We start from the raw sequence: 12404 nt of genomic DNA, 5'->3' as shown, positions 1-12404 counted from the left end.
AAAAATGAAACTTTTCGGTATTTTATCCAGGGATGCAGGCACGGATGCGATGTTTTATATTCAGGCCAGCACTAAACAACAGGCAAGCTTCATATTTGATGCCCTTGTCCCCCGGCTGAATGCGCATTGCCAACTGATCGACCCACTGAATGAAACAATTATACCTTCACTAAGCCGGACGACACTTTCTTTACAGCCCTGGTCCCAGAATACCCAGACACGGACGAGTGAGCTGAAGATGACGACGCACGGTCTGACTCTCTCCGGGGCAGTGATGGTGGAACACTCCCGGCAGATCGTCGACTTCTGCGATAACCTGGGCCTGCGCCTCGATGCACCCACCGGGAAACCCAGCTGGACAGAACTGATCAATGCTGACCTTGAGCAGCTTAATTCCCCGCGTTTGTTCCCCGTCCTTACCCAATCTGGCACGGAAGGACAGTTTCAGATCTATGTCCCGGCACCGGCTGTCATTGACGCCGACGTAGTCATTGCTAGCGTGATCGGCGAGTGTTTTAGCGGCGTTACCCCGTACTGCGTGAACGGCACTCCATATCCGCTGACTGAAAAGCCGCTGATCCGGATGGAGGCACACGTTAGTGACATGCATACACGGGTTTTTGAGCTGACATTCGTCAGTTATAACCTGGCCCTTACTGCGACGGTATATGACAACAATCTGCGCCAGGTTCTGATGCTGTGTGAAGATTTTGGTGTCACCCTTCAGGGGCGAGCGGGTGCATCCTGTCATGCCTACATGCGTAACGAATACCGGCGGCTTGCACATGTAGGTGTTTGCTCACGCTCCGGGGCTGAAGACGATGTCCGCGCTTACAGCTCATATAAAGAGGAAACCCTGATCCGGCAGCTGCTGAATCAGGCGACGGCGGACAGCACATTGATCCCGGCGCGACACGGCCAGCAATTTAACGGTGTGCTGATGAATGCCACCCCGTCATCAGCAACCACCGGATTTATCTACCTGTCACAGGAATTCCCGCAAGGCCAGTTTATGATGACGGCGGAAGTGGTGAATGCCAGCAGCACGCCACGGGGGATCAGTTACATCGAAACGGTGGACGGTTACCGTTTTATTGTGACTGCATACGACACGAGAGCGATGAATTCCCTGACCGAATTTCTTGAAGTTAACGAGACCTATTTTACCCCATACCGCTGGGCGTAGCGCCAGCGCACCGGACAGCCAGGGAGGGCATCCGGAAAAGGTGATTTCACGCCATCAACAGAGCGCGAAACTCGCAGAAAAACAGACTGGCCCTATTTTAATACCCGATCACCGAAGCCAATTGCCTTCCGGGCAGAATGCCTGAGTATACCGGGTCTTAGCGACGTGGGATCAGGGCAGCCGGGAAAAGTAACTTTTGAAAAATTAGACGTGGTCAGTCGGCATGGTGTATTAAATTTCAAATCCTCTGGTTATATTCCTTCTTATAAACAATCCTCCTAATTTTTAAAGCTATCAATCACATCATCAACTATTCGGAAAAATTTTGCCGCAGGTTATTAGCCGTCGAGCGCGTCCTGGTATAATTGCCACATACCAACAGGAGACATCATGAATAAATTAGATATCATTTCCAGTCAGCTTAATTTCATTTCCCTTCTTAATGCTGTCGGTTATTCCGTATCTGATGTTGTATTTAAACGTCACGGTGCATCAACCGACTTTAATGCAGGTTTCTGGACGTTTGTCGCGGAGCAGAAAGATCGCTATATCGAAGTGTCGTGCAGCCTGTCACATCCTACCGCAGAAGGCACGCAGCATATCGATGTGCGCATTGATATGTTTGAAGACCCGATTGATGATGAGATCTCCCGGACTTTAGACACCAACACCTATGCCACGAATTATAAATATATTGAGCGAGTGCCGTTTACTGAATCCGTCAAAAGAGAATTTACCACCAGCCTTGGTGATATTATTTCAGAATAGTGCCAGCTTAATTCACGGCATGGATGCCTGAGATTTTCTTCAAAATATTCTCTTCCGGGTTATTAGGTTTTGAACCCAACCTGGTATTATATATCTACAGGCAATGCCAACAAATAATGAAGCGTCGGAGGCGATATGAGCATTCAGGAATTCGATTTTACCACCTGTGATTTATTTTCCATTCTGGACTCTCTGAATTATTCCCGCGAGGATATTAATGGTCTTACTCCGGCTATTTTCCGGGACGGCGAATTATCGAGAGTCTCTCTCTCTGTCGTCCAGTCTACCCGCTCGGCGGAAATCACGATCAGCCAGCGCGTGAGCACCGCCACAGGTCTCCGCTGCTATGTGCTGTTGATTGCGCAGCATGAAGACCGCATCCACAGTGAAGCCCTCAGCCAAGATGCTGAGGCGCAGTATCAGGTGAATCGCTTTATCCGCAAGATGGCTGAAGTCACGGATGCCAGCACCAAATCGATCAAGAAATGCTCTCAGATGATGAAAAAAATCATAAAGGAGCACCAGTTTAAAGCCAATCCTTCTTTCGGCCAGAGTTTCATCAAGGGTTGATTGAGTCTTGCCCCGGACGCCGGGGCAACGCTGAATAAACCCCTAACCAGCCGGGAGGCGCAGATGCCTGAAAAAAACTTCATTGTCAAAATTGTATGCCGGAATGGCGAGTATGAGCATTCCAGCGTGAAGCTTGTCGCCAGCGATACTGAGGCAAACGCCAGCCAGACGGCATTACTGAATGAGTGTCGCGACGAGGTCGAAGCACTGAGTTTTGAAGACGGCGGAGTGTATGATCTTGGCGGGGAATTCTTCTATCAAGTGAAGAGCTGCCAACAGCTGCCACCGGAGGATGCGGAGATCCTACTTCGTTACCTGTGAACCCGTGGACGGTTGCGTCAGCCGCCGTCCGTTGTAACGCGATCTTGCCTGCCCAGCCCGAGGGTTATGTGGTAATTTCCCGGCAACAGAATGATTCGAAATTAAGGTTATCAGTATGAAAAGTAAATTTGCTGAGCTGCCGGTGAAAAACGGGAAATCCGGTAACTGGACGCTGGACTCCTTTGTGATTACGCCAGAAAAAGCGCAGACCCTGAAGCTTCGCGCCGAATATACAAAGGATCAGGATGAATATATCCCGGCAGGCGTCTACCGGCGTTTGTCCTGTGATAACGAAGTGGTGATGTCCAATACGCCGATGGAGATCCGTACCTGTGAAGCTTTCATTGAGCGAGCAACTGGACGCATCCTGATTAACGGACTGGGGCTGGGAATGGTGCTGCACGCCATTCTTCAGAAGCCTGACGTGACCCACGTGACCGTCATTGAGAAGTCTCAGGATGTGATGAACCTGGTTTCCAAAGCATTTGCTCACGATCCCCGCGTTGAAATTATCCTTGCGGATGCTCTGGAATACTGCCCACCGGCAGGCGTTACCTTCAATGTGTGCTGGCATGATATCTGGCCAGATTTTTCGAGATCAAATCTTGATGAAATGGAAGCGCTCGAACGCAAATATCTCCACCTGTGCGACTGGCAGGACTCGTGGGGTAAAGAGCAGTGTGAAGCTGCCCTGATTCGTTTCGCGGCGCTGGAATCGTCACTGGAGTCCCTGATGCAGAAAGGGAAGTGACCTGCTTCACCGTCTTCCTGCGCCCACTTACGTTGAACTGAATCCATTTTAAGGATGACTGATGAAGAGTTGCTTTTCTAATTTACCTGTTAAAGATGGAACATCCGGTGCCTGGACACTGGACAGCTTCGAAATCTCCAAAGATAAGGCGGTTAGCCTTTTCCTCCGTGCCGCTACGGAGGATATCGACGCGGTTTTACAGCCCGGTAACTATCGCCGCCTTTCAAATGGCAGAAATGTGGTGATGACCAATTTGCCATACGAAATCCAACTCTGTCAGGAGTTCATAAAGCGAGCGACAGGGCACGTCCTGATCAACGGACTGGGGCTGGGGATGGTGCTGCACGCCATTCTTCAGAAGCCGGAAGTTAACAACGTGACTGTCATTGAGAAGTCGCAGGATGTGATTAACCTGGTTGCCGAGGCCTTTGCCCACGATCCCCGTGTTGAAATCATCCATGCGGATGCTCTGGAATACTGCCCACCGGCAGGCGTTACTTACGATGTGTGCTGGCACGACGTCTGGGCGGGATTATCGAGTTCAAATCTCGATGAAATGGAAGCACTCGAACGCAAATATCTCCACCTGTGCGACTGGCAGGACTCGTGGGGTAAAGAGCAGTGTGAAGCCGCCCTGGTCCGTTTTTCAAGGATGGCTGATGAGCAACCTTAACAGCGATTTGATTGCGCGGATCTATGCCGCGTCAGACACCCCGTTAACGAACGAAGAGCTGTATCGCGAGGTACAACGCGAAACGGGGATGTCGGATGCAGAACTACAGAAAATGAAGGCGTTCGGCTCGGACAAAATGCGAACCAGCGGCGTCAAGCATCAGGTTCGCTGGTATCAGCAGACGCTGCGGCAGGCCGGGGTGATCGAGCGTGTCCCGGAAAAGCGGGGCGTCTGGCGCTATGCCTTCAAAAATGACAAGAAGCTGCATGAGTCCTGGGACAAACTGTGTGTCGTTGGCTTCTCAACTTCGCTCGGGGCATCGGTCTTCGGGAATGCGTACGCGTTCTTCAGCAACATCAATGAGCAAATCCATCTCTGCCTTACGTCGCCCCCGTTCCTGCTGCGTAATGCCCGAAATTACGGGCACGGCGGCGGACGCGGTGAGCAGGCGTATATTGACTGGCTGCTGCGGATTCTTGAGCCTATCGTGAAGCAGCTCGTGCCGGGGGGCAGCGTGGCGCTCAATGTGACGCAGGACAGCTTTAATCCAGGCAGGCCATCGCGCTCTCTGTATCTGGAAAGACTGACACTGGCGCTGTGCGATAAGCTGGGTCTTGAGCTGATGGACAGACTGAACTGGGTGAACCGAGCGAAACCCCCGTCGCCGACTCACTGGGCGTGTAAACAGCGTGTTCAGCTCTGTTCGTCTTACGAGCCGGTGCTGTGGTTTACTAATGACGCGCAAAAGGTTCGTTCGAACAACATGCGCGTTCTCCAGCCTCATTCAGAGCAGCATCAGAAATTGCAGGCGTCCGGCGGCGAAAACCGCACTACATTTTACGGGGATGGCGCTTACCAGCTTAAAAATGGCGCCTTCGGCAATAAGACAGAAGGGACTATCCCCAAAAATACGCTTATGTTTGGCAATGCCTGCCCGGATACGCGGCTCTGCCATCGCATCGCCCGCGAACTGGGGTTTCCGCTGCACGGTGCAACGTCACCCACTCGACTCGCCGCATTCCTGATCGAGTTCCTCACCAGGCCTGGTGATCTGGTAGTTGAGCCATTTGCCGGTCTGCACAAAGTACCGGTTGCCGCTGAGCGGCTCGGCAGACGTTGGTATGCAACGGACAAAATAATGGAATGGCTCGGGATCTCGCGCAGCCTGTTTACAGAAATGCCGGGATACCAGAGCAGCCCGATACTCGATGACCTGGTTGCCCTTTACCGTGATGAACTGCGGGAAGGGGGATGAGCTGGGCGGTTTAGCCTGGCCAGCAGCCGGAAGTGACGCCAGCGGGGATGTCCTGCGGCGACGGCGCTGACAGAAAATGATTCAGCAACATACCGGCGTAATGGCCACCAGGATTCTTCTCCCGGATGCCTTAAAAACGACGGCGACAATTTTAATCACTGAAGGGAGTGTGAGCATGAAGAATTTGACTGAACAGGTTTCCCCCATTGAACTGCAAAAGGGCGACCGTGTTGAAGCGTACGGCGCATTAATGGAAGTGATGCACATCGTTGAATCCGGCTGTGATGTCCCCGGCGGCGTCCGCGTTGCCGCCTGCGTCTCGCGGGTTATCGGTGACACCACCGGTACTATTCCGCGTGGATGGCTGGAAACGCCCGAACAAATGTCGGAACGGGGGGCAACCTGGGCCGCAGAGCTTCCGGCTGGGCTGTACTGGAACATTCAGGGCAATGCCCATGCCAGAGTCAGCCGGGTGACGAACTGACGTTATGAGAAAGGTGAAAATATTGCCAGTAGTCACCCATATGGTATAATTGACATACCAAATGGGAGGGTCGGTTATGACTATGAAAGTTTTTTCTCCAGATTTATCCAAAATGAACCCGCACGGCTTATGGCAGGTGGTGGGTCTGGATAATGACGGCATTGCGCTGATGGACAAAATTAGCCACGGACTGGAAGGTAAAGTCGCTCATTCCATTTCTGAATGGGCGAACATCACGCCGTCGGAACTGCGCAAAATGTCCGGCATTCCGAACACCACCTTCAATCGCAGCGTAAAAGCCCGTTTCACTGCGGATCAGAGCGAACGTCTGGTGCGTATTATTCGCGTCATTGAACGGGCTGTAGAGCTGTTCGAAGGCGACAAAGAGGCAGCACAGAAATGGATGAACGAGCCAAACCGTGGCTTGAGCTGGAAGACTCCGGCAGATGTTGTCTCTTCGGAAACCGGCGCACTCGAAGTGATGCGCCTGATCACCCGTATTGAACACGGAGTCTATTCGTGATCCTGTATCGGATGACCAAGACCCGCTATATTACGACTGCATGGTCGGGATTAGGTGCGAAAGAAGCGGGAGGCCGCTGGAACAGTGTCGGCACAGCACTTGTCTATCTGTCCGAGACGGCCTCTCTGACCATGCTGGAGACGCTGGTGCATATCAATGCCCCGCAGCTTCTGGACGCTTACACGCTGCTGAGCATTGATGTCCCGGATGACCAGATCCAGGCCTTTGACTTGAACCTGCTGCCGCCGGGCTGGGCAAGTGAAGATGCGCCCGCAGAACTTGCCCTGTATGGCGATAACTGGGCTGAAAGTGGCTCTTCTGTTGCCCTGCGTATTCCCAGTGCATTATCTCCGGTGGAGTTTAACTACCTTTTAAATCCGGCTCATCCGGCGATTTTTGATCTGATGAAAACCGTCCAGAAAATTCCTTACTAGTTCGACACACGGCTGAAATAGTTTCAGGTTTATATAACCTCCTGGATTGAGATGATAAATGATGACAAGCGAAAAAATCTTTAAAATCAGTGTATCGCTCGTTGTGTTATTTTCTTTCGTTTACTGGGGGCTTGATCCCGAATTTATCTGTAAATTTGCCAGTGACCCATCCAGTACCTGTGATTATTCTGAGCGTATTCCATTGCTTAACTTTATTTCTTCAGTATGGGCATTGATGCTGACTGCGACTCTGGCTGGCATTCTCGTTAAGTGGGTCAGAAAAAATTAGCCGCAGCTTTTGAACCGGGACAGGCTCTTCATAACGTCTTGTGTTCCGTCTGGTATTGCAACCGGGGCAGAGAGTATTTTACTTCAGATAATAACCTGAATATTTGAAATATACTTTTATACCAGACGATGCAGGTTCGTTGCGTACTTAATTCCGAATATGTCAAATGTGAAATGAATTGCAATCGGATAATGTGATTTTGCTGTTTCCAGATTTGTTCTCTTCCTGTTTTATTCCTCTATTTTTAAAAAATTCGCTTTGTACTTATTAGCCAGTGAACCGACTTTGCTAAAATATCCCTACAGCAACCCAACTGACGGTCGAGGTTAATAGTATGGAATCCGAACAGCTCATCACTAAAATTACTCAGACACTGAAACGCCCCGACGGCTCTGAAGTGCGTATTGTGGTGCAGCAGTCATTTGGCTTAGGCCTCACGCCTTCGCTGGGTGTGTATGTCCTGCGTCGCCCGACCACTGTCGACAACTGGCAGTTGTGCAAAAACACACCGCACAAGGACTGGCGCACCATGTCGGTGGATGAATACCAGAAACACGGGCGTTCTGAAATGCTGCGGTACGTCTCCATCGGCGAAATCCTTCGCCTAAGCGCCGCGATTGGCAAACCGATGAGCTACGTTGATACCTGTCCGGGTTTACAGGGCTGATGGTGTATTTTACCCGTAGCAGAACTGACAAATTTAAAAATTGCAGACGGAGAAAAATGATGATTAACAAACAGGGCAACGCTGTAAATCCCCCGGACTTAAGCCGACTGTATATTATCTCAGGCCGCATGATGTTTGATGATGAGGAAGAAGTGATGCTGGTTGAAGCCGACTCCTCCGGTGAAGCAGAAGCGGCATTCCGGCGACATATCGCCGACGGAGAGGCACACATTGAAAAGGCACTTGTCATTTCGTCGGCGTCCCTTCAATCACTGTTACCAGACCGGATCATTGTTTCCGCCCTGACACATACCTTATAACTGAATCTTTCCCATTTAATAAATGCCGCCCTTGTGGCGGTTTTTTATTTTTTCCGCATAATTACTTAATGCCGCCCTCTAAATAATGGCTGGATTAATAAGTATGGCGCCTGTCTTCTCTATAAAAACTTCGAAAATATTTCATTTCGGGTTATTAGGTGCGGGTATCTGTTTTGATATTATCTATTCACAGACAGCAATCACACTTAATTAAATAAGGAGTTATGCAATGGCAAATAATTACACTCAGGCATCCTTCACAATTCTCTGTTCACAGGAACAGGCTCAGATGGCTCTGGACGCGATTGCGTATGTTACGGACACGGATGTGTCGGAAGGTGATCACCTGCTGTCTAAACCTGCTTCAGAGTGTTCCCTCACTGAACTGCTGGTCCTGGGTATTATTCAGAACCACCCGGAGTGCGATCCGTTTGAGCCGACTTTTGGTCAGCCGGAGTCACCAGAAGACAATTACGAGCTGGAACTCAAAGCGGAAATCACCGGTAGCGGTCTGGCAATCAGCCATGATGAAAGCATTAACCTCGACCACGCAATCGCGGTAACAACTGCCGTGTTGTCGGTGTTTAACCTGCCTGAAATGGTCACAATCAATGCCGCTTTCGTCTGCGACCGACCACGCGAAAACGAGTTCGGCGGTGCGACAATCGTGGTGACTAAAGATACACACCACTATGAGGAAGGCTTTAATTTTTCCCGCCTGATGAACGAAGCCCATGATGCCGGTGTTCAGTATGCGTTGGTGAAAGTGAACCAGTATAACCACGAAAACACATACACAGAATGCTATCTGATGAGCTGCAAAGCGTCTGAATCGCCTTATGACGTTGCACGCCACCGCCTGGCCTCGGACGAGAGTACTTCTGACGATCCTGATGAGGATGGAGTCATCATTCTCAGCGAAGAAGACAACACCAGCATGGCGCTTCACAGCGTCACCGAACTGACGCCCGTCGTGTACGACAGCCTGAGCAAATTGCTGCCTTCGCTGGACGTATTGTGCCCCGTGACTGCCTGATAACCCTAGATTGCCACCGGGACAGCCGGTGGCATGGAGAGCTGAAATGTTCAATAAACTTTTGATTGCGTCCGCTAGCTGCATCAATGAATTTGCGAGTGAAGTCCCGCAAAGCGTCTTCTTTTCCATTGATACATCGCTGGCTCAGCGTATCCGTGAACTGGCGGCATACGTGAAAGAGAATGATTTGTACGTTGCAGAGTTTTTCTTCTATGACTGCCTCTGGTCCGAAACATCGGAAGAGGACATTGAGGAACTCATGGCGAAGGCTGCATTTATTGAAAGTGACAGTAACGGGCAGGAAACCATGCTCCGGGACGTCATGCCGTCCTCTCGCACGGAAACAACTTCCATCCGGGTCATGAAAGAATCATTTCAACTGACGGCTGTACCCCGCCATTGCGGTGATGACATGATGCTCAATACCCCCAGAATTCCGTTGGCAGAGCTGGAATCAAATACGACGGTTTTAATTACCCAGCAGTATTCGTGAGAGCGTGGTAAAGATAATATATTTATTGCCGCGTAATTCTATTTATTCAGTGCTATTTAGTTAAATTGGCATAATTCCAATTTAACTAATTTTATCTTCACATATTGCACTGAAGATATTAGATGGGTTTAATAAATAACGCGATAATGCAGCGAAAGCCAAAATTCAGGAAATAATATGTATATCGAAATAAAAGAAACATTCCTTGAATTACCCTCAGAAATTCAATTTTCTGAGGCGGCTAACGCTGCCATTCTGACGCAGGATAAATGGGGCGATGTCTGGCAAACACTGAAGACCGATGCGGATCTGAATTATACCGATGCCGGTGAGCCGGTCAGTCTCGCATCGCGCGTGACGACGGCAACCAGTGCCATTTATCATGCGATTACCGAAGGCTGGACCATGTGCGTCGGCTACAGCGGCGGGAAAGACTCCCACTCGCTACTGCACCTGTTCCTCATGGCCCTGATCCGTGCCGTACGGAACGGGTCGAACGTCAGCCAGCACCACTTCATTCAGATCTCCAACACCCTGATTGAAAACCCTGAGATGCATCATCAGTCCACGCAGGTTCTCAGCCAGCTCCGAGCCTTTATTGCCGAACAGCAACTGCCCGTGACCGTCCTGGTGGCCCACCCGTCCATGACCCAGAGCTGGGTCGGACGCATTCTGACCGGGCGCGGACTTCCGACCTGGACAAATTCCAATACGCGTCAATGCTCTACAGATCTCAAACGCTCTCCACTGCGCCAGGCCAAAGCCCGTTATTTAAAAAATGCACCAGCTTCCGTCCGCAACAAAGTGTGCCTGATGCTGGGTTCCCGCGATGATGAGAGCGCCCGTCGGGCAGGCAACATCCTCAGAATGGGCGGGCAGTCGGACAGCGTCTCGCTCACGGAGCTCGGCGGCGAACTGTACCCGGTGAAAGAGTGGCGGACACAGGATATCTGGTCATTTCTGATGGCCTGTGGTTCGCTGGCGCGATTTCCGCTGCCAAGCTTTTTGCCGGACAACTTCAGCCTCGCCACGCTTTACAAAGACGCGACCGGGGAATGTATCTGGACGCCGGAGAAATACACGGCCCGGTCTTCTGCCTGCGGCGCTCGCTATGGATGCTCGCTATGCTGCGCCGTCGGCATTGACCACTCGATGGAAACCTTACTCCGCACTGATCCTGAGAAGTACGGCTACCAGGCTGGTCTAAACCGCCTTCAGCGTTTCCTGACCAAAATCCAGTACGACTGGAGCCTTCGGGATTATATCGGCCGCAAAGTGTTTGAGGGCGGGTATGTGCGTCTTCAGCCCAATGTTTTCTCGTCGTCCCTGACCGAACGACTGTTCCATATCTGTTGCAGCCTCGATTACGTGGAGGCCCAGCGGGCCGCAGCGGTGCGGGAAAAGTTACTTTCTGGCGAGGTCGAAGATACGGCGCATAACCGCCGCATGGCGGAGCCGCAGTTTCGACTGGTGCAGGAAGCCAACGTGCTGCATATCGACTTTCTCTGGTCACTGCATTGCTTTAACCCGCGACCATTTCGCGCCATCGAACTTTACCGCCAGGTGTGGGAAGGGGGGGCACTGGATCTGCTCGACGATGAGCCAGCTATGCAACCCGTACCCCGCACGCCGATGCCAGCACCACGCTGGATGAAGTTGCCGGAAGGCCGTATCGGGACGTCATTTGACGGGCTGTCTGATCCGTCTGCCGAAATGGCCTATTTTGACGGTCGGGAGGATGACCGTGCTTCCCGCAGCCTGCTGAGCAGCGGGGAAAGCCTGAACATCGTTGCATTCGAAGAAGAGGATGAGCTGACGGTCGATGAAGACACTGCGTCCTGGATTATCTGGCATGAATATGACGGATTACGCCAGCGTGTGTCTGACGGTGAGTTTACCCCCGTGGCGGCGGCACAGTACCTGCTTAGATACGGCGCCGTCCGAATTTCCCGGGGGAAAGGTGCGGTGTACCACCGCCTCGCTCAACGCGGGCAGGCCTTTTCACGTCTTGGCATTAACGACCAGACGCCGCTGCCGTCCCTGCTCGTCAGCCACCGTTTCAAGATCCTGACCGACTGCGATTACCGCCTGCTCGTTGCCCGTAAACTGCGGGGGCAGCGGCAGAAACTGCGCTTCTGGTGCTGTGTTGCGGCCTGTGTGGCGCTGCACACCCACAACCGAACGCCTCTTGGGGCATGGATCACGACGCAACTGGAGAACGAACGCCAGCAACATCTGGCCCGGACGGGTGACGAACTGAAAGCCGGTCTGCTCGACGCTGTACTGACTCTCTGTAACCTGCGGATTAAGCCTCAATCAATGCAACCGGAGGAACGGTTGTATTACCGGGCTGTCAGAAAACGCTTTCTGACGACGTTAGCCAGGTGTATTTCCCAGGAGTACGACGAAACCTTACGGGAGGTTATTTGGGCGCTGAGGATGCTGTCCGGTCCCCAGTCTTCGAAAAAGACGGGATTCCGGCATGTGGATGATTGCCGGGAGAGTACTGCGGCACTGTTAAGGCCTCTGCTGAATCGTCTGGTCCGCCTGCTGGCGTGAGGCAATTAGCACAATCAGACAGACCTAAAAAAGCGTGAAAATAGCCCCGTTAACGGAAAAATAGATGAAATGTGT

At 51.6% G+C, this 12404-nt stretch carries 16 protein-coding genes; all 16 read left to right on the top strand.

Features of this window, described 5'->3' with window-relative positions; translation table 11 throughout:
* Positions 1-4 precede the first annotated feature (4 nt).
* Complete coding sequence (locus tag AC0XWG_RS24145) at positions 5-1186, top strand: hypothetical protein (RefSeq protein ID WP_015063075.1); 1182 nt, start codon at positions 5-7, stop codon at positions 1184-1186.
* 390 nt (positions 1187-1576) lie between these two features.
* Positions 1577-1954 carry a hypothetical protein gene (locus AC0XWG_RS24140; protein WP_015063074.1) on the top strand — a complete coding sequence of 126 codons (378 nt, stop codon included), beginning with the start codon at positions 1577-1579 and terminating at the stop codon, positions 1952-1954.
* A 135-nt stretch (positions 1955-2089) separates the two neighbouring features.
* Positions 2090-2524, top strand: coding sequence for a hypothetical protein (locus AC0XWG_RS24135; protein WP_015063073.1), 435 nt, complete (start codon positions 2090-2092; stop codon positions 2522-2524).
* 63 nt (positions 2525-2587) lie between these two features.
* Positions 2588-2845, top strand: a complete 258-nt coding sequence (locus AC0XWG_RS24130; protein WP_022652126.1) for a hypothetical protein — start codon at positions 2588-2590, stop codon at positions 2843-2845.
* A 115-nt stretch (positions 2846-2960) separates the two neighbouring features.
* Positions 2961-3596, top strand: a complete 636-nt coding sequence (locus AC0XWG_RS24125) for a polyamine aminopropyltransferase (protein WP_015063032.1) — start codon at positions 2961-2963, stop codon at positions 3594-3596.
* 61 nt (positions 3597-3657) lie between these two features.
* A complete protein-coding gene (locus tag AC0XWG_RS24120) occupies positions 3658-4269 on the top strand; it encodes a polyamine aminopropyltransferase (RefSeq protein ID WP_022652124.1) in 612 nt (203 codons plus the stop codon).
* Positions 4256-5524: a DNA methyltransferase gene (locus AC0XWG_RS24115; protein WP_015063031.1), complete on the top strand. Its 1269-nt coding sequence runs from the start codon at positions 4256-4258 to the stop codon at positions 5522-5524. The genes AC0XWG_RS24120 and AC0XWG_RS24115 overlap by 14 nt, the downstream gene beginning before the upstream one ends.
* 175 nt (positions 5525-5699) lie before the next feature.
* On the top strand, positions 5700-6008 hold the full coding sequence (locus tag AC0XWG_RS24110) for a hypothetical protein (RefSeq protein ID WP_022652122.1): 309 nt from the start codon (positions 5700-5702) through the stop codon (positions 6006-6008).
* Positions 6009-6090: 82 nt separating this feature from the next.
* On the top strand, positions 6091-6531 hold the full coding sequence (parS, locus tag AC0XWG_RS24105) for a type II RES/Xre toxin-antitoxin system antitoxin (RefSeq protein WP_032610495.1): 441 nt from the start codon (positions 6091-6093) through the stop codon (positions 6529-6531).
* Entirely contained in the window at positions 6528-6965 is a 438-nt protein-coding gene (locus AC0XWG_RS24100) for an RES family NAD+ phosphorylase (protein ID WP_040115187.1), read from the top strand. The genes parS and AC0XWG_RS24100 overlap by 4 nt, the downstream gene beginning before the upstream one ends.
* A gap of 58 nt (positions 6966-7023) precedes the next feature.
* Positions 7024-7254 carry a hypothetical protein gene (locus AC0XWG_RS24095; RefSeq protein ID WP_040115188.1) on the top strand — a complete coding sequence of 77 codons (231 nt, stop codon included), beginning with the start codon at positions 7024-7026 and terminating at the stop codon, positions 7252-7254.
* Between the two features lie 334 nt (positions 7255-7588).
* Positions 7589-7921: a hypothetical protein gene (locus tag AC0XWG_RS24090; RefSeq protein WP_022652118.1), complete on the top strand. Its 333-nt coding sequence runs from the start codon at positions 7589-7591 to the stop codon at positions 7919-7921.
* A 56-nt stretch (positions 7922-7977) separates the two neighbouring features.
* Positions 7978-8241 (top strand): hypothetical protein, encoded by a 264-nt coding sequence (locus AC0XWG_RS24085; RefSeq protein WP_040115189.1) that lies wholly within the window; start codon positions 7978-7980, stop codon positions 8239-8241.
* 229 nt (positions 8242-8470) lie between these two features.
* Complete coding sequence (locus AC0XWG_RS24080) at positions 8471-9277, top strand: hypothetical protein (protein WP_015063028.1); 807 nt, start codon at positions 8471-8473, stop codon at positions 9275-9277.
* Between the two features lie 46 nt (positions 9278-9323).
* The gene (locus tag AC0XWG_RS24075) at positions 9324-9770 is read left to right on the top strand and encodes a hypothetical protein (RefSeq protein WP_015063027.1); all 447 of its coding nucleotides are present in this window, start codon (positions 9324-9326) and stop codon (positions 9768-9770) included.
* A 177-nt stretch (positions 9771-9947) separates the two neighbouring features.
* Complete coding sequence (locus AC0XWG_RS24070) at positions 9948-12329, top strand: phosphoadenosine phosphosulfate reductase domain-containing protein (RefSeq protein ID WP_044713534.1); 2382 nt, start codon at positions 9948-9950, stop codon at positions 12327-12329.
* Positions 12330-12404 lie beyond the last annotated feature (75 nt).

The organism is Enterobacter sp. DVT3837 (assembly GCF_056238685.1).
This window is presented reverse-complemented; position numbering and strand designations above follow the sequence as displayed.